Origin of the sequence: Aeromonas sp. s2, assembly GCF_040907935.1 — a bacterium.
Classification (GTDB): domain Bacteria; phylum Pseudomonadota; class Gammaproteobacteria; order Enterobacterales; family Aeromonadaceae; genus Aeromonas; species Aeromonas dhakensis.
Map to the genome: position 1 here is coordinate 129,346 of NZ_JBFOCR010000008.1, position 16,518 is coordinate 145,863.

Genomic DNA, 16,518 nt, shown 5'->3' on the forward strand with positions numbered 1-16,518 from the left:
GGACTCATCTTGTCAGCTTCATCGACCCTGCTGCACTGTCGCCAGCTCAGCCTCAGCCGGGGCGGCCGCCCCATCCTGGACAGGCTCGACCTCAGCCTGCAGGCGGGCAGCCTCACCGCCCTGCTCGGCCCCAACGGCGCCGGCAAGAGCTCGCTGCTCAAGTGCCTCACCGGCGAGCTGGAACATGAGGGGGAGATAGATCTGTTTGGCCGGGAGCGGCGGGAGTGGGCCGGCAACGAGCTGGCCCACCGTGTCGGCGTGTTGCCGCAGAGCTCGTCCCTGAATTTCCCCTTCCTGTGCGAAGAGGTGGTGGCCATGGGCCGACTGCCCCACAGCGAGCCGGCCAGCCGGCGCGACGAGATAGTGCGGGCCGCCATGACCCATGCCGGGGTGGATCATCTGGCCGGCCGCCTCTATCCCGGCCTCTCCGGCGGGGAACGCCAGCGGGTGCAGTTCGCCCGGGTGCTGGCCCAGATCTGGCAGGCCCCGGAGGAGCCGCAACAAGCGCGGCTGTTGCTGCTCGACGAGCCCACCTCGGCGCTCGATCTCAAGTACCAACACCAGCTGCTCACCATGGCCCGCGCCCTCGCCGCCCGCCATACCGCCGTGCTGGTGGTGTTGCACGACCTCAATCTGGCGGCCCGTTACGCCGACCGGCTGGTGATGCTGGAGCAGGGCAGAGTGATGGCCGACGGCACCCCGCGCGAGGTGCTGACGCCTGATCTCATCGACCGGCTCTACGACTACCCGGCCCGGGTGATCACAGACCCGCAGGGGATGTATACCGTCGTCCTGTAGGGCGATTTCTCGCTCATACTGCAAGGGTGTCAATCACGGATGCTTGCCCCATGCCTGCTCGTCTGCTGTTGCTCTGGCTCCTCTCCCCTCTCTGCGTTGCCGCCCCCCTGCGTCTGGTCGTCCAGGAGTTTGCTCCCTACAGCTTCATGGGCAGTGACAACCAGCCGACCGGCGCCATGGTGGACATGGTGAAAGAGGCGTGCAGCTACTGGCCTGAGGGGTGCCAGATCACGCTGCGCCCCAATCTGCGGGCCAGAAAAGAGCTGGATCTGGGGGAAGTGGACGGCATGTTTCCGCTCGCCTGGAGCGATGCCAGGGCAAAGACGCTGAGCTACTCGGTACCGCTGTGCAAGGCGAGCTGGGGCATCTTTGCCCACGTCGATGAAATTGACGCGCCGCTGACTCTGGCTCGCCTTGGTCACGCACGGATCGGGGTGACCAGAGGCTCCTTCAGCGAGACCTTGCTGCGCCAGCTGGACGACACCCTGCACCAGCAGGGGATCCCCCCGATGCAGCTGGAACTCAACGTCAACGATGATTATGCGAATCTGCTCAAGATAGAGCGGCAGGGGCGCTACAACCTCTACTTCTCCAACCTGGATGTGGCCCTCTATCGACTCAACCTCAGTGGCGCCTCGAAGATCAGGCTATGGCAGAAGAGTCACGAGGCGAACTACTACATCGCCTTCAACCGCCAACGCATGAGCGAGGCGCAGCTGGCAGCCTTCAACCAGATCCTGATCCGGCTGGAAGCCCAGGGCAATCTGCTGCGGCACAGGGTGCACTGGGGCCTCTCCTCACCGCTGCCCGATCATCGGCTGCACACCCTTTTTCCACCCGGTTCACAGAGGCCTCACGCCAACTGATAGCGACCCGGCTTGTGGTTGAGTGTCAACACCAGGTTACAGATGATGGCCGCCACCACGGAGAGGGCCAGGATCCAGGGCTGCACCACGAAGAAGGAGGCGATGACGATGGTGCAATCCAGCCCCATTTGCAGCTTGCCGGCGCGGATGCCGAAGCGATCCTGGATAAACAGCGCCAGGATGTTGAAGCCGCCCAGGCTCGATTTGTGGCGAAACATGATGAGCAGCCCCATGCCGATCAGGGTGCCACCGATGAGCGCCGCGTAGACCGGCTCAATCTTGCCTATCTGCAGCACGGCATTGAGGTGATCCGTCATGAAGGAGACGGTCGCCACCGAGACGAAGGTGTTGAGGGTGAAGCGCGGCCCCATCCTGAGCCAGGCCAGGGCATAGAAGGGCAGATTCATGCCGAAGAACAGCAGGCCGAAGCTCAGCCCGGTCACCTGCTGCAGCAGCAGTGCCAGCCCGGCGGTACCGCCGGTGAGCAGGCCCACCTGATGAAACAGAAAGATGCCGAGAGAGACGAAGCCGGCGGCGGTCAGCAGGGCGATGATGTCTTCATAGAGGGGGTGCGCAGTACGAGCGGACTGCGCCGAGACGGGGGTGTTGTCCATAACCGGTATCCAATAGCGAAGTAAAAGAGTGTCTGTTGCCCGCAAGGCGGGCGCGAGCCCTGTCCACAGGGCTTCGTTATGGGATTCAGTCTATTTTTTGCGACCATGATCACAATAGTCACCGCCCACGCCCCGTTTTGGTGCCTGTCATTCTCCATTGACAGCCGCTGCACCAAGATGCAGCATGCCGCGCCTGAGCCGCCCCCACCTTGACGAAAAGGGCGGTTTGCCATGGCACAGACGCGCCGGCTCTGCTACAACGCGCGCAGCCCCAACTCCAGCACCACCATCAGGAACCCCATGATCTGCACAGGACCCCAGCCATGAAGTATCTGGTCACCGGCGCCGCCGGTTTTATCGGTTTTCACGTCGCCAGACGGCTGTGCGAGGCGGGTCATCAGGTGGTGGGGCTGGACAACCTCAACGACTACTACGAGGTGAGCCTCAAAGAGGCTCGTCTGGCGATGCTGACCCCCTTCCCCCACTTTCGCTTCGTAGAGGGCGAGCTGGCGGACCGGGCCGGCATGGCCGTCCTGTTTGCCGAGGGGCAGTTCGAGCGGGTGATCCACCTGGGCGCCCAGGCGGGGGTGCGCCACTCGCTGGAAAACCCCTTTGCCTACAGCGAGAGCAACCTCACCGGCATGCTGACGGTGCTGGAGGGGTGCCGCCAGCACGACATCCAGCATCTGATCTACGCCTCCTCCAGCTCGGTTTACGGCATGGGCGAACAGCTGCCGTTCAGTGCCGATCAGCAGGTGGACCACCCGGTCTCCCTCTATGCCGCCACCAAGAAGAGCGGCGAGCTGATGGCCCACGCCTACTCGGCGCTCTACGGCCTGCCCACCACAGGGCTGCGCTTCTTCACCGTCTACGGCCCCTGGGGCCGGCCCGACATGGCCATCGCCAGGTTCACCCGCGCCATCCTGGCGGGCGAGCCCATCGACGTCTACAACCAGGGCGATCTCAGCCGCGACTTCACCTTCATCGACGACATCGTCGAGGGGATCCTCGCCGTCGCCGAGCTGCCACCCCGCCCCAACCCTCACTGGCACGCCGGCGAGCAGAGCCCGGCCGAGAGCGCCGCCCCCTACCGCATCCTCAACATCGGTCATGGCCAGCCGGTGCGGCTACTCGACTTCATCGAGGCGCTGGAACAGGCACTGGACAAGCCCGCCATCAAGCGGATGCTGCCGATGCAGGCGGGCGACATGCACGCCACCTGGGCCGACAGCGAGCCCCTTCACACCCTCACCGGCCTGCGCCCCGCCACCTCCATCGAGGAAGGGGTCGCCGCGTTCGTGCGCTGGTATCTCGACTACTACCAGCCCGCCCGCTGAGATGGAGTAGCCATCCCGACCAGACACTGGGTGCGCCCTGCCACGGCCGGCTGAAAATTGTTTGATGAGTTAATGGAATGGCGCCGCACCACCTCCCCCCTTAGGATGGGGATGTGAGGCGGATGGCGGTTTGCCGGGCACCGGCTGGGGTATACTGGCCGCACTTGGTGCCACACGGGCACGCATCCGCCCCCTCACCATGATGAGAAGGAGTCACCTCATGATCCGTATTCTGCTGTTGCTGGGCGCCGCCCTGTCTGCCTACGGACTGCAACAGAGCCATACCCTGATGCCGCTGCTGAGCCTGCTCGGCCTGCTCTCGCTCTGGGTGGCGAGCGAAATTCGCCTGATGTATCGCCAGCTGCCCGCCGCCGAGCCGGACGAGCAGCCCTATCACCTCGACGTCTGAGGGGGCCAGGGACAACTGATTTAGCCACCTCTTTATCGCCACCGGCCACCTGGATGCACGGCCAGCCCCTGCTAGGGCTGCATCGGTCATTGGTTCCATATCGTTTTGATCTCTGGATACCCGGATCCATAACAACAGGATCCACTGGATTAATGGCAGAACGGGCCATGTTCCCCTATATCTTCTGTACCCCAACAGGAGAGAATCCATGTCGAGCCTCAGCGAAAACAGGCTGTTTTTGCTGCTTTTTTTATCGCTGTTGCTGGCCGGTAACGTGCAGGCAACGGCGCAAAGCAGGGATTTCAGACAGGCGCCCAAGGCGCTCAGCGCACTGAAGCAAGGTCAACAGGCACAGAGTCAGGGCAACCTGACCCAGGCCATCCACTTCTACTGCGCCGCCGCCACCACGGGTAACCCGGAAGGTTATTTTCGCATCGGCCGCCTGCTCGCCACCGGCCCGGGCTCGGTTCGCAACCCCCGCATGGCCAACGCCTACCTGGCCATGGCGATCCGTCTTGGCAACCAGCAGGCCATCCGTTACTACAACAGCCGGGTCGGCAATGCCGTGATGGGGGATCAGTGCGGCAGCGGCGTCGGCGGATCCGGCGGTTACTTCGCCGCCATCCCCACCACCCCCTTCAATCTGGAGGCCTATCTGGCCCGCCAGTCGCCCGCCAAACAGAAGCTGGCCAACATGCTGCGCCACGCCGCCAAGCGCCACCGCATCGACGAGCGGCTGGTACTGGCCATCGCCATCGCCGAATCCAACCTCGACAGCCGCGCCGTCTCCCCCAAGAATGCCCAGGGGCTGATGCAGCTCATTCCCGAGACCCAGCAGCGCTTCGGGGTGACCCGCCCCTTCGATCCTGAGCAGAACATCAAGGGGGGCGTGGCCTATCTCAAGTGGTTGCACACCCATTTCGATGGCAACTGGACCCTGATGTCGGCGGCCTACAACGCCGGCGAAAAATCGGTGGAGCAGTATGGCGGCATCCCCCCCTATCAGGAGACCCAGCAATATGTGCGGCGGGTGCTCTACTTCGCCGGCCACAAGCAGCCCTGAATCCTACTCCCTGCCGGCCTGCTATTGACAAAAGCCACCGTCTCATTTGCACAATCGTTTGCCTTTCGATAGGATCCGGCGCTTTCTCGCACCTTTTACAGGTAATCCATGAATTTCATCACACGCTGCTCGCGCCTGCTCACCCTGTTTGCCCTCTTCTCCTCCGCCGTCGTGGCGGCCACTCCGGCCCCCGCCCCCATCCTGATCCAGGGGGCAATGGATGTCGAAGTCGAGACCCTGGTGGCCGCCCTCAAGGACAAGCAAGAGCTGACCGTGGGCGCCTGGACCTACTGGCAGGGCACTCTCTCGGGTTATCCGGTGGTCGTCTCCCGCACCGAGGTGGGACTGGCCAATGCCGCCGCGGCCACCACCCTCGCCATGGAGCGCTTCCGGCCGCGCCTCGTCATCAATCAGGGCACGGCGGGCGGCCACGATCCGGCGCTGCACCGGGGCGACATCGTCATCGGCACCAAGAGCTTCAACATGGGGGCCTACCGCAGTGACCTGACGCCCGCCGAGCAGGGCGTCGATCCGAGCAAATGGCACAACTTCGAGGTCACCATGCGCCTGCGCGACAACGGCAAGCTGGTAGAACACACCGCCTTTGCCGGCGATCCCGAGCTGGTCGGCCGCGCCCTCGGCATGGCCGATGGTTATCGTCACGGCCGGGTGGTCCCCGGCATCATAGGCACCGCCGACGAGTGGAACCGCCAGGTCGCCCGCATCAACTGGCTGCATCAGACCTACAACACGGCAGCAGAAGAGATGGAGACCTCCTCCGCCGCCCTGGTAGCCGAGGCCTACAAGGTGCCCTTCGTCGGCATCCGGGTGCTCTCCAACAGCGATCTGCACGGCGAGGTGTTCGATCCGCAAACCGCCATCCACTGCCAGCAGTTCGTCATCGATTACGCAAAGGCGCTCATCAACGGCTTCAACAAAGCCTGACATGCCAGAGAGGCCGCCACTGTGGCGGCCTCTTTGCCCTACAACACCCATTCTGCGGCATTACCTGCTTTTTTCTCGGCAGACTGACCTCAGCCGGCAGGTAACACCTTGCGCCCATAGTGGCGGTAGTAGCCCACCAGATTACTGACCAGAAACAGCCCCTCCATCAGCGCCGCCACGGGCGACCCCACCAGCAGGTTGTTGACCAGCCAGCAGAGGGTGCCCAGCAACATCCAGCGCCGCAGCAGGCGATCATCCGGGCAAAACGCAGCCCGGGTCTGCAGCAGGCTGGCCAGCAACCCCAGCAGGGCGAGCGGCCCCTGATAGGTGGCGAGCACGGCGAGGCAGGACAACCCCATAAAGAGCCACATCAAGAGGCGGCGCGTGGCCAGCATGCTGACCACGAAGCGCAGACTCGCCAGCCAGAGCAGCAGGGCGGCAGACCACTGTCCCAGCAGTGCGAAATGGGCGCCATTGAGGGCGCAGGAGAGCGCCAGGCAGGCCAGAATGGCCCGGCGCGTCCGCAGCTGAAACGACAGCAGATCCAGCAGCAGCGCCAGGCTCACCACCAGTTGTGACCACAAAAACAGCGACATCATCCCCACTCCAGGCTTGTTCGAGGGGCCCAGCATGGCGGAGATGGGCGAGGCGCGGCATTAACCCGTGTTAATGCGCCGACGGATCCGCGACAGGGTGACCGGGCTGATGCCGATGTAGTTGGCGAGCTGCACCTGGGTGAGCCGCGCCGGCCAGTGGGGGAAGGTGCGGCAGAGCTCCCGGTAGCGCTCTTCGGGGGAGTGGAGCAGCAAGAAGGCCTCCTTGCACTCCTTGTAGCACAGCTGTTGGCGCAGCAGGGCCATGCAGACCGGCTGCCAGGCGGGTTCGTCCAGCAGGGCGAGCGGCACCCGCACCAGTTGCAGCGCCGTGACGGCCTCCAGCTGGTAGCGGGCAGGCGACCCGGTGAGCCAGCTGTCGTAAAGCAGGCAGAGCTCCCCTTCGAAGTAGAACTCCTTGCAGCGCTCCTGCCCGTCCCGGGCGTAGTGGCAGGCGCGGGCGATGCCCCGCTCGATATAGAAAGCCGACTCCTGCATTGCCCCCTGAGCCAGCAGCGGCTGACCCGGCTGCAAGGTCAAACGAGGCAGGCGGGCGGCAAGCGGCTCACCGATGGCGGCTGCCAGCCCCATAGCGGCGAGGGTGGCCGCCAGAGGCGGGGCTGAAGGCAGGCTGGTCATGCAAACTCCGGGGCAAACTGGGCCTTCATCATGCCAAGTTTGGCAGCCCGTTGCAGCAGGCTGTGATGGCCCCGGCAAAGGGGATGGCCGACCGGGTGCCACCTTTGCCCCCCCTCGCCCATTGGTTTACAATCGACGGGTTTTTTGGAACCCGGTTGGCGACCCGCCGACCTGGCCCCACCACGACATCAGTCTGTTAGTGCCAAGACATTAACCTGCTGAAAAGGAAGAGAATTAGCCAATGGCTCAATTTATTTACACCATGAACAGGGTCGGCAAGGTAGTGCCGCCCAAGCGTCATATTCTCAAGAACATCTCCCTCTCCTTCTTCCCGGGCGCCAAGATCGGCGTTTTGGGTCTGAACGGCGCCGGTAAATCGACCCTGCTGCGCATCATGGCAGGCATCGACACCGAGATCGAAGGGGAAGCCCGTCCACAGCCCGGCATCAAGATCGGCTACCTGCCGCAGGAGCCCAAGCTGGATCCGGAGCAGACCGTACGTGAAGCGGTCGAAGAGGCGGTTGGCGAAGTGAAGCGCGCCATGGCCCGTCTGGACGAGGTCTATGCGGCCTACGCCGACCCGGATGCCGACTTTGACAAGCTGGCCCGCGAACAGGGCGAGCTGGAAGCCATCATCCAGGCCCAAGGCGGCCACAACATGGAAAACCAGCTGGAGCGTGCGGCCGACGCCCTGCGCCTGCCGGCCTGGGATGCCAAGATCAAACACCTCTCCGGTGGTGAGCGCCGCCGCGTGGCCCTGTGCCGCCTGCTGCTGGAAAAGCCGGACATGCTGCTCTTGGACGAACCGACCAACCACCTGGACGCCGAGTCCGTGGCCTGGCTGGAGCGCTTCCTGCACGACTACGAGGGCACCGTCGTGGCCATCACCCACGACCGTTACTTCCTCGACAACGTGGCCGGCTGGATCCTGGAGCTGGACCGCGGCGAGGGTATCCCGTGGGAAGGCAACTACTCCTCCTGGCTGGAGCAAAAAGATGCCCGTCTGGCGCAGGAAGCCAGCACGGAAGCGGCTCGTCGCAAGTCCATCGAGAAAGAGCTGGAGTGGGTTCGCCAGAACCCGAAAGGCCGTCAGGCCAAATCCAAAGCCCGTATGGCCCGCTTCGAGGAGCTCAACACCAACGACTACCAGAAGCGCAACGAGACCAACGAGCTGTTCATTCCGCCCGGACCGCGCCTCGGCGACAAGGTGGTGGAAGTGGCCAACCTGCGCAAATCCTACGGTGACCGGGTGCTGATCGACGATCTGTCGTTTGCCATTCCGAAGGGGGCCATCGTCGGCATCATCGGCCCGAACGGTGCTGGTAAATCGACCCTGTTCCGCATGATGTCGGGTCAGGAGCAGCCGGATTCCGGTGCCATCACCCTGGGTGAGACCGTGGTGCTGGCCTCTGTCGATCAGTTCCGCGACAGCATGGACGACAAGAAGACGGTGTTCGAGGAAGTCGCCGACGGCCAGGACATCCTGCGCATCGGCAACTATGAGTTCCCGAGCCGCGCCTACATCGGCCGTTTCAACTTCAAGGGCGCCGATCAGCAGAAGCGGGTCGGCGAGCTCTCCGGCGGTGAACGCGGCCGTCTGCACCTGGCCAAGCTGCTGCAGACCGGCGGCAACGTGCTGCTGCTGGATGAACCGACCAACGATCTGGACATCGAAACCCTGCGCGCCCTCGAGAACGCCCTGCTGGAGTTCCCGGGTTGCGCCATGGTCATCTCCCACGACCGCTGGTTCCTCGACCGCATCGCCACCCACATCCTCGACTATCAGGACGAGGGCAAGATCGAATTCTTCGAAGGCAACTTCACCGAATACGAAGAGTGGAAGAAGAAGACCTACGGCGCCGAGGCGGTCCAGCCGCACCGCGCGAAATACAAGCGCATCGCCAAGTAACAGGGCAAACAAGTGCGGCTGCTGCATCAGCCGCACCGTTCCCACCACGACAAGTACAAGCGCATCGCCAAGTAAACCGGCAAATGCGACAAGGGGAGCCCAGGCTCCCCTTTCTTGTGCCCGATGGCTTACAATCCAAGACGGATACCTTTTATGCATGGATGTAGCAAGATGACGACCCAGCCCACCACAGAGAAGAAACTGACCATCCAGATCCGGGTTGAACCGGGCTGCCTCGGGCCGGACGGCAAGGCGCACATCGAGACCTTCTGTGCCGCCGCCGCCAGGATCTTCGCCGCCGTGGAGCCGGAGCTGGTGAACTGGACCCTGCTGCCCCGCTATGACAAGCAGCTGCCGGAACAGGAGTTCTTCATCGACGACCGCAAGCTGAGCGAGGAGCAGGCCAGCCTCTTCCTGCGCCGCCTGGGGCGGGAACTGGGAGAGGTGCAGGACAAGCTCGACTCCGTGCTGGCCCAGCTGGTGGAGCGTTACTTCAAGACCCTCTGACCCGACCCCTGCCCCTCAAAAGGTTCTCCAGCGAGAACCTTTTTTATTTTCGGCCGGGAAAACGTTTGAATTTTTGCTCTATTCATTGATCCGCCTCGCAGATCCGGGGTTTGTAAACGGCGCCGCCTGTGTAAAAATGTGCGCGCTGTCACGGTATCAGGACGAGTCTGGTTGTTTAACCACCAGAAAGCGGGCGTCACTCCCCCATGGAGGATGCCCCTCTCCTGCTGCTTATTTCACGTCACCTATTGGAATCCAACATGAATCAACCACACCAGGCCCCCGCACAGGCCGCCGGGCAAGGATTGCTTGAGCGTCTGTTTGCCCTGAAGGGCCATGGCACCAACGCCCGCACCGAAGTGATCGCCGGCATCACCACCTTCCTGACCATGGTCTACATCGTCTTCGTCAACCCGCAGATCCTCTCTGCGGCCGGCATGGACACCCAGGCCGTGTTCGTTACCACCTGCCTCATCGCCGGCATCGGCAGCATCCTGATGGGCCTGCTCGCCAACCTGCCCATTGCGCTGGCACCGGCCATGGGCCTCAACGCCTTCTTCGCCTTCGTGGTGGTGGCCGGCATGGGCTACTCCTGGCAAGTGGGCATGGGCACCATCTTCTGGGGCGCCATGGGTCTGCTGATCCTCACCCTGCTGCGGGTGCGCTACTGGCTCATCGCCAACATTCCGCTCACCCTGCGGGTCGGCATCACCGCCGGCATCGGCCTCTTGATCGCCCTGCTCGGCCTGCACAACTCCGGCATAGTGGTGGCCAGCCCCGCGACCATGGTGACCGTGGGCAACCTCACCTCCCTGCCCTGCCTGCTGGGGCTGCTCGGCTTCTTCCTGATCTGCATCTTCTCCGCCCGCGGCGTCCACTCCGCCGTGCTGATCGCCATCGTGGTGACCACCACCCTGGGCTGGCTGTTTGGCGACGTCACCTTCAAGGGCTTCGTCTCCATGCCTCCCAGCATAGAGCCGGTGTTCGGCCAGCTGGACCTGATGGGGTCGCTCGACATCAGCCTGGCCGGGATCATCTTCTCCTTCATGCTGGTCAACCTGTTCGACTCCTCCGGCACCCTGATCGGCGTCACCAACCGCGCCAAGCTGGCCGATGACAAGGGGCACTTCCCGCGCATGAAGCAGGCCCTGCTGGTGGATAGCGCCAGCTCCGTCGGCGGCGCCTTCATGGGCACCTCCTCGGTCACCGCCTTCATCGAGAGCAGCTCAGGCGTTGCCGTCGGCGGCCGTACCGGTCTGACCGCCATCGTGGTCGGTCTGCTGTTCCTGCTGGCCATCTTCTTCTCTCCGGTGGCCGCCATGGTGCCGGCGTATGCCGCCGCCGGCGCCCTCATCTACGTGGGCGTGCTGATGTGCTCCGAGCTGACCAGGGTGAAGTGGGAAGACCTGACCGAAGCGGTGCCGGCCTTCATGACCGCCGTCATGATGCCGTTCAGCTTCTCCATCACCGAGGGGATCGCCGTGGGCTTCATCTCCTACTGCGTGATGAAGGCGGGCACCGGCCGCTGGCGCGAGATCAACCCCTGCGTGCTGGTGGTGGCCCTGCTGTTCGTGCTCAAGTTTGTCTGGGTCGACAGCCACTAAGCCGCGACGCACAAATACTGCGCAAACAAAAATGCCCGTCAGCGACGGGCATTTTTTTATGGCTGATGAAGGGGCGCTCAGCGAATGCCGCGCGCCTCGCGGATCCACTCCCAGGCCTGCTGGATCTCCTGGGTCTTCTCCTTGGCCATCTCCATCATCTCGGGCGGCAAGCCCTTGGCGGCCAGCTTGTCCGGGTGATGCTTGCTCATCTCCTTGCGGTAGGCGCGCTTGATCTCCTGATCGCTGTCGCTCTCGCTCACCCCCAGCAGCTGGTAGGCATCCTTGAGCCGGTCACGGGAGGGAACCTCCTGCCGATACTGCTGACCACCCTGCCCGCCATTCTGATACTGACCGCCGTGGGCCCGATTGAAGAAGTTCATCTGCGCCTCGGCCATCGCCAGGATGCGGGCCAGCTCGATGCGGCTGAAGCCCAGTTCGTCGGCGATGGTGTGCAGGATGGCACGCTCGCTGGCCTCGACCTTGCCATCGGCGAAGGCGGCCTGCAGCTGTACCTCGAGGAAGAAGCGCAGGATATCGCGCTGGCCCTGACTGGCACGGCGAAACTCGGCCAGGGTCTCCCGCAGCGGGAAGTCCGCCTCCTTGCCCTGGCGGAACGACTCCTGAGCGCGAGCCCGCTGCTCCCCTGCCAGCCGCATCCGGTCCATCAGGTTGGAGGCGACCCGGATCTCCTGCTCGGTCACCTGGCCGCTCGCCTTGGCGATGTGGCCCATGACGGCGAAGGTGGCGTGGAAGAAGACCGCCTGTTGCTGCTGGGTGGGGGCGCGGCGAAAATTCAAGCCCATGCCCCGATCGAAGCGATGGCCGATCCAGAGGCCAAGCAGGGCACCGAAGATGTTGCCGAGCAGAAAACCGAAGAAGGCGCCAAGCACCTTACCCCAAATACGCATGGTTCAAGACCTCGTGAAATTAATGAGTGCGTCCTTGCAACTGATCGTCCAGCTCGTGCAGCCGCTGGGCCGTCCCTATGTCGCGCCACTCGCCGGCCAGCAGGCTGCCGCCCACCCTGCCTTGCACCATCCACTCCCGCAGCAGGGGCGCCAGCTTGCGTGCCCCCGCCGCCAATCCGGCAAAGGCGGCGGGATCATAGAGCCCGACGCCGCTGAAGGTCAGCGCCGGGGTATCAACCACCTTGCCCGCCTCCAGCGCAAAATCCCCCGCCGGATGCTGCGGCGGGTTGGGCACCAGCCAGAGGTGGGCCAGCTGGTCGCCAAGGGGCTGGCTCACCAGGGTGCGATAGTCCAGGTCGAGCCAGGTATCGCCGTTGATCACCAGAAAAGGATCGCTGCCCAGCAGCGGCAGCGCCTGTACGATGCCGCCGGCGGTCTCCAGCGCGCTCTCCTCGGCCGACCAGTGGATGGAGACCCCGAGCGCACGGCCATCGCCGAGCGCCTCCACCAGCTTGTGACCAAGCCAGGCGTGATTGATGACCAGGTCGGTCACGCCGGCCGCCTTGAGTTTTTCGATATGGTGCACGATGAGCGGCTTGCCCCCCACCGCCAGCAGTGGCTTGGGCAGGCTGTCGGTGAGCGGGCGCATCCGCTCGCCGCGCCCGGCGGCCAGGATCATCACCTTCATGACGCCACTCCGCTGCGGGCCAGCCCGGGCAGCACCACCTGCGCCAGCCACTGGCCGAAGCGGGCCAGCACCGGATAGGCGGCGCCATGGCTGCGGCAGACATCCACCACGTAGCCCAGGGTGCGGGGAATATCCTTGAGGTAGCCGGACTTGCCGTCGCGGTGGTAGAGCCGGGTGAAGATGCCCGCCGCCTTGAGGTGGCGCTGCATGCCGGTGAGGTCGGCGGCGCGACGAAACGCGGCGTAATCGAGCCCGCCGAGCAGATTGGCATGCTGCAAAGTGTCGAAGCCGAGTCGCATGCCCTGTTCGATCACCGCGTCCGGCCAGCGCACGTAGCAGTCTTTCAGCAGCGAAACCAGGTCATAGCTGAGCGGGCCGATGACCATGTCCTGAAAGTCGATCACCGCCAGCTCGCTCTCATCCGGCGTCTCGCAGCCGCACACCATCAGGTTGCGGCTGTGAAAATCACGGTGCATCACCCCCTGCGGCTGGGCCAGGTTGTTCTCGGTAAGGCAGGCGAAGGTCTCATCGAGCAACTGCTGCTCTTCATCGCTCAGGGTCAGTTGCAGATGGTGACCCAGCAGCCACTCGGGGAAGATGCTGTTCTCCCGCGCCATAAAGGCGGAATCAAAAGGCTCAAGGTCCAGCTCAACCGCGCCGAGACGGGGCAGCAGCGCGATGGCCTTGCCGTACCAGGCCTGCACATTGTCTGCGTTCAGGCAGCCGATAAGCTGGGTATCCCCCAGATCGGTCACCGCCAGCAGCCCCTGCTCGTAGTCCACCGCCCGCACCTCGGGGGACAGCAGGCCGCCTGCATGCAGGGCCGAGGCATTGCGGACAAACTCATGATTTTTTTCGGTTTTAGGGTTGGCATCCACCCAGATCAGGCCACCGCCACGGTGGTAGCGGCGAAAACTGGCGTCACCGGAAATGAGGGTCAACTGAAGGCTGGCATCACCGGAAATCCGGCGCGCCCAGTGCAGCAAGAGGGAATCGCGATCGTGCATAAGTCGGGGACCAAATTGGAAAGCAGCACTTGGCTGTTAGCCCTGGCCGCAATAATGCTTTATCATTGCCGGCTAACATAAAGCAATGACATGCAATGTCAACTCGATGAATCCTGTCGTAAAATGCATGTCTTGAATCAGCCGTAGCTACCACGGATTGCGCGAGTCTTTCACATGACAAAACGGACACTGGGATACTCCTATCCCATCGCCCTGACCATCAGCCTTGTTCCTGCCCTGACCCCTGCCATCGTGCAGGCAGCGCCGCTGACGCCGCCTCCCGCCACCGGGATCCTGGACGGGCTCTGCTATGACTATGTCCCCAAGATTGAAAAACTGGCGCCCGGCACCGACGCCAATGCCCAGCCCGTGGAGGTGGATGCCGATCGCCTCGAAGCCAAGCAGGGCGGCACCGCCGTCTATCAGGGCGACGTCAAGGTGCGCCAGGGCGTGCGCAAGTTCGATTCCGACTACGCCGAGCTCGATCAGAAGAGCCGGGACGTCATCGCCATCGGCAACATCTATTACAACGACGGCCAGATCACGGTCACCAGCGACAAGACCCTGAAATCCAACCTGGATACCAAGAATTCCGAGCTGGAAGAGGGCAAGTATCAGGTGCATGGCTCGCCGGTGCGCGGCTCTGCCGACCGGGTCACCATGACCAACAACAACCAGAACATCACCCTGGAAGGGGCCCAGTACACCACCTGCCCACCGGGCCAGGAAGTGTGGACCCTGAAGGCGGGCAGCATCGACATCGATCAGACCGAGGTGTTCGGGGAGGCCTGGAACGCCAGCCTCTGGCTCTACGACTATCCGGTGTTCTACTTCCCGTACATCAACTTCCCCATCAAGGATGAGCGCAAGACGGGTCTGCTCTACCCGGGTTACACCCAGAGCTCCAAGAACGGCATGGACATCACCCAGCCGTTCTACTGGAACATAGCCCCCAACTACGATGCCACCATCACCTCCCGTTTCATGGACAGACGGGGCCTGATGGAGCAGGTGCAGTTCCGCTACATGCCGGATCCGGCTCACGTGGGCAGCCTCTACTTCGAGAACCTGGCCAACGACAAGCAGTACGACGAGACCCCGAGCCTCAACCAGGCCATGTCCGACGGTCACCGCTACCTGCTCAACGCCAACCACACCTCGCTGTTTGCCGACAACGCCATGCGGGTGTCGCTCGACTACACCAAGGTGCGGGATCGGGATTACAACTACTTCAACGACTTCTCTCCCAAGGTGGGTACCCAGGTCGAGAACCAGTTGCAGCAATCCCTGATGGCCGGTTACTTCCAGCCCAACTGGAACATCAACACCGAGGTGCGCACCTACCAGATCCTGCTGGCCAGCGCCCAGCAGCCCCACGAGCTGATGCCGCGCATCGACCACAACTACTACCAGCAGGGCAGCTGGTACGATCTGGCCTGGAACACCGAGATCACCAAGTTCGGCTACAACAATGCCCAGGCCATCGCCCAGAACCAGGGCGGCGCCTACACCGGCACCCGGGTCTACACGGCCCCGACCCTGACCATGCCGCTGATCAACGAGGCTGGCTACTACCTCGACAGCCAGTACAAGCTGATGTACACCCGTTACGATCAGGAAGTGCCGGACAACATGAGCCAGACCTTCGTCAGCCGCTTCACCCCTGCAGGGGCCAACGGAGTCACCCTGGACGAAGGGATCATCACCCGCACCCTGCCCTCGTTCCGCCTCAAGGGCGGCATGACCTTCGAGCGCAACCAGAACTGGTTCGGCGGGGATGCCAACCAGACCCTGGAGCCGGAGTTCCAGTACCTCTATGTGCCCTACAAGGATCAGGACAACATAGGCGTCTATGACTCCACCACCATGCGCCAGGACTACTACAGCCTGTTCAGCGACCGCCGCTACGCCGGCCTGGATCGCATCAGCGACTCCAACAGGATCTCCATCGGCCTCACCAGCCGGGTATATGATGAGGTCGGCGATGAACGAATTCGGCTGGCCGTTGCCCAAGCTTTCGATTTCGTTGCGCCCAGGGTCAAGCTCTATCCCAGCGAAACCCTGACCACCAACACCCGCTCCCCGCTCTCCTTCGAGGGGGATGCCAAGATCAACGAGCAGTGGTTTGCCCATGCCGGCGCGCAATATGATATGGACCAGCGCCGGCTCAGCTCCGCCAACAGCGCCCTCGAATATCGCCACGAGAAGCTGATCAGCCAGTTGAACCACCGTTTCGTGCGCGACGCCAACTACGATCTCGAAAACCGGGGACAGGTCACCGACCTCAACCAGATCGGCCTGCTGTTGACCACGCCGCTCAACGATCAGTGGCACCTGTACGGGGGTTACTACCAGGAGCTCAACCAGAGCGTGAAGTCTGATCGCAAGGTGGGCCTGAAGTACGACTCCTGCTGCTGGAGCATCAACTTCAACCTGGAGTGGGTCAACACTCCGGACAACGTGACCCTGCGTCCGACCTCGGAGCGCAGCCTGGGCATTCAGTTTGAAATGAAAGGATTGGGTAGCGTGGGTACCGGCACCAAGGGCACTTCCCTTGACACCGAAGCACTGCCTTACATTCGTCCGTTTAACCTGCGAGACCAATAAGCGGTCTGGCAAACGCCTTGAGAG

16 protein-coding genes are annotated in these 16,518 nt (G+C 63.2%); 10 read left to right on the plus strand and 6 right to left on the minus strand.

The features are described from left to right. Window positions 1–9: 9 nt before the first annotated feature. Window positions 10–798 (plus strand): heme ABC transporter ATP-binding protein, encoded by a 789-nt coding sequence (locus tag AB5Y81_RS04525; RefSeq protein ID WP_005304104.1) that lies wholly within the window; start codon window positions 10–12, stop codon window positions 796–798. A 50-nt stretch (window positions 799–848) separates the two neighbouring features. Next, entirely contained in the window at window positions 849–1,664 is an 816-nt protein-coding gene (locus tag AB5Y81_RS04530) for an ABC transporter substrate-binding protein (RefSeq protein WP_010634925.1), read from the plus strand. Here the strand turns inward: AB5Y81_RS04530 and AB5Y81_RS04535 are convergent. Further along, entirely contained in the window at window positions 1,652–2,278 is a 627-nt protein-coding gene (locus AB5Y81_RS04535; protein WP_005304112.1) for a YitT family protein, read from the minus strand. The two genes, AB5Y81_RS04530 and AB5Y81_RS04535, sit on opposite strands and share 13 nt — an antisense overlap. Window positions 2,279–2,601: 323 nt before the next feature. Here AB5Y81_RS04535 and AB5Y81_RS04540 point away from each other — a divergent pair, with 323 nt between their 5' ends. From AB5Y81_RS04540 to AB5Y81_RS04555, 4 genes are all read left to right on the plus strand, one after another. Next, window positions 2,602–3,615, plus strand: coding sequence for an NAD-dependent epimerase (locus AB5Y81_RS04540; RefSeq protein ID WP_368146569.1), 1,014 nt, complete (start codon window positions 2,602–2,604; stop codon window positions 3,613–3,615). Between the two features lie 220 nt (window positions 3,616–3,835). After that, window positions 3,836–4,024: a hypothetical protein gene (locus AB5Y81_RS04545; RefSeq protein ID WP_005304119.1), complete on the plus strand. Its 189-nt coding sequence runs from the start codon at window positions 3,836–3,838 to the stop codon at window positions 4,022–4,024. Between the two features lie 208 nt (window positions 4,025–4,232). Beyond that, window positions 4,233–5,087 (plus strand): lytic transglycosylase domain-containing protein, encoded by an 855-nt coding sequence (locus AB5Y81_RS04550; RefSeq protein ID WP_279484777.1) that lies wholly within the window; start codon window positions 4,233–4,235, stop codon window positions 5,085–5,087. A 108-nt stretch (window positions 5,088–5,195) separates the two neighbouring features. Beyond that, complete coding sequence (locus AB5Y81_RS04555; protein WP_279484778.1) at window positions 5,196–6,032, plus strand: 5'-methylthioadenosine nucleosidase; 837 nt, start codon at window positions 5,196–5,198, stop codon at window positions 6,030–6,032. Window positions 6,033–6,121: 89 nt separating this feature from the next. Here AB5Y81_RS04555 and AB5Y81_RS04560 read toward each other — a convergent pair whose 3' ends face one another. Together AB5Y81_RS04560 and AB5Y81_RS04565 are read right to left on the minus strand one after the other, a co-directional pair. Beyond that, window positions 6,122–6,631, minus strand: a complete 510-nt coding sequence (locus AB5Y81_RS04560) for a YgjV family protein (RefSeq protein ID WP_279484779.1) — start codon at window positions 6,629–6,631, stop codon at window positions 6,122–6,124. 57 nt (window positions 6,632–6,688) lie between these two features. Next, window positions 6,689–7,264: a Crp/Fnr family transcriptional regulator gene (locus AB5Y81_RS04565; RefSeq protein WP_279484780.1), complete on the minus strand. Its 576-nt coding sequence runs from the start codon at window positions 7,262–7,264 to the stop codon at window positions 6,689–6,691. A 241-nt stretch (window positions 7,265–7,505) separates the two neighbouring features. Here AB5Y81_RS04565 and ettA point away from each other — a divergent pair, with 241 nt between their 5' ends. The 3 genes from ettA (at window position 7,506) to AB5Y81_RS04580 (ending at window position 11,284) form a co-directional block, all read left to right on the plus strand. After that, window positions 7,506–9,173 carry an energy-dependent translational throttle protein EttA gene (ettA, locus tag AB5Y81_RS04570; protein WP_010634931.1) on the plus strand — a complete coding sequence of 556 codons (1,668 nt, stop codon included), beginning with the start codon at window positions 7,506–7,508 and terminating at the stop codon, window positions 9,171–9,173. Window positions 9,174–9,344: 171 nt separating this feature from the next. After that, a complete protein-coding gene (locus AB5Y81_RS04575) occupies window positions 9,345–9,680 on the plus strand; it encodes a hypothetical protein (protein WP_279484781.1) in 336 nt (111 codons plus the stop codon). A 260-nt stretch (window positions 9,681–9,940) separates the two neighbouring features. Further along, window positions 9,941–11,284 carry an NCS2 family permease gene (locus AB5Y81_RS04580; RefSeq protein ID WP_139752969.1) on the plus strand — a complete coding sequence of 448 codons (1,344 nt, stop codon included), beginning with the start codon at window positions 9,941–9,943 and terminating at the stop codon, window positions 11,282–11,284. A gap of 77 nt (window positions 11,285–11,361) precedes the next feature. Here the strand turns inward: AB5Y81_RS04580 and djlA are convergent, their stop codons facing one another. Genes djlA through AB5Y81_RS04595 form a run of 3 tightly spaced genes read right to left on the minus strand, consistent with a single transcriptional unit; the run spans window position 11,362 to window position 13,887 of the window. Continuing rightward, window positions 11,362–12,192 carry a co-chaperone DjlA gene (gene djlA, locus AB5Y81_RS04585; protein ID WP_279484782.1) on the minus strand — a complete coding sequence of 277 codons (831 nt, stop codon included), beginning with the start codon at window positions 12,190–12,192 and terminating at the stop codon, window positions 11,362–11,364. Window positions 12,193–12,211: 19 nt separating this feature from the next. Beyond that, a complete protein-coding gene (murU, locus tag AB5Y81_RS04590) occupies window positions 12,212–12,880 on the minus strand; it encodes an N-acetylmuramate alpha-1-phosphate uridylyltransferase MurU (protein ID WP_279484783.1) in 669 nt (222 codons plus the stop codon). Beyond that, on the minus strand, window positions 12,877–13,887 hold the full coding sequence (locus AB5Y81_RS04595) for an aminoglycoside phosphotransferase family protein (protein WP_279484784.1): 1,011 nt from the start codon (window positions 13,885–13,887) through the stop codon (window positions 12,877–12,879). Before AB5Y81_RS04595 ends, murU begins: the two co-directional genes overlap by 4 nt. Before the next feature lie 174 nt (window positions 13,888–14,061). On the opposite strand from AB5Y81_RS04595, the gene lptD reads away from it, so the two are divergent. Next, the gene (gene lptD, locus AB5Y81_RS04600; RefSeq protein WP_279484785.1) at window positions 14,062–16,494 is read left to right on the plus strand and encodes an LPS assembly protein LptD; all 2,433 of its coding nucleotides are present in this window, start codon (window positions 14,062–14,064) and stop codon (window positions 16,492–16,494) included. Window positions 16,495–16,518 lie beyond the last annotated feature (24 nt).

Bases quoted from the DNA above. Each gene is read 5' to 3' on its own strand.
- AB5Y81_RS04560 (WP_279484779.1), bottom strand. From the start codon at position 6,631: ATGATGTCGCTGTTTTTGTGGTCACAACTGGTGGTGAGCCTGGCGCTG.
- AB5Y81_RS04565 (WP_279484780.1), bottom strand. From the start codon at position 7,264: ATGACCAGCCTGCCTTCAGCCCCGCCTCTGGCGGCCACCCTCGCCGCT.
- AB5Y81_RS04540 (WP_368146569.1), top strand. From the start codon at position 2,602: ATGAAGTATCTGGTCACCGGCGCCGCCGGTTTTATCGGTTTTCACGTC.
- AB5Y81_RS04550 (WP_279484777.1), top strand. From the start codon at position 4,233: ATGTCGAGCCTCAGCGAAAACAGGCTGTTTTTGCTGCTTTTTTTATCG.
- AB5Y81_RS04555 (WP_279484778.1), top strand. From the start codon at position 5,196: ATGAATTTCATCACACGCTGCTCGCGCCTGCTCACCCTGTTTGCCCTC.
- lptD (WP_279484785.1), top strand. From the start codon at position 14,062: ATGACAAAACGGACACTGGGATACTCCTATCCCATCGCCCTGACCATC.
- AB5Y81_RS04580 (WP_139752969.1), top strand. From the start codon at position 9,941: ATGAATCAACCACACCAGGCCCCCGCACAGGCCGCCGGGCAAGGATTG.
- AB5Y81_RS04535 (WP_005304112.1), bottom strand. From the start codon at position 2,278: ATGGACAACACCCCCGTCTCGGCGCAGTCCGCTCGTACTGCGCACCCC.
- murU (WP_279484783.1), bottom strand. From the start codon at position 12,880: ATGAAGGTGATGATCCTGGCCGCCGGGCGCGGCGAGCGGATGCGCCCG.
- AB5Y81_RS04575 (WP_279484781.1), top strand. From the start codon at position 9,345: ATGACGACCCAGCCCACCACAGAGAAGAAACTGACCATCCAGATCCGG.
- AB5Y81_RS04595 (WP_279484784.1), bottom strand. From the start codon at position 13,887: ATGCACGATCGCGATTCCCTCTTGCTGCACTGGGCGCGCCGGATTTCC.
- ettA (WP_010634931.1), top strand. From the start codon at position 7,506: ATGGCTCAATTTATTTACACCATGAACAGGGTCGGCAAGGTAGTGCCG.
- djlA (WP_279484782.1), bottom strand. From the start codon at position 12,192: ATGCGTATTTGGGGTAAGGTGCTTGGCGCCTTCTTCGGTTTTCTGCTC.
- AB5Y81_RS04545 (WP_005304119.1), top strand. From the start codon at position 3,836: ATGATCCGTATTCTGCTGTTGCTGGGCGCCGCCCTGTCTGCCTACGGA.
- AB5Y81_RS04530 (WP_010634925.1), top strand. From the start codon at position 849: ATGCCTGCTCGTCTGCTGTTGCTCTGGCTCCTCTCCCCTCTCTGCGTT.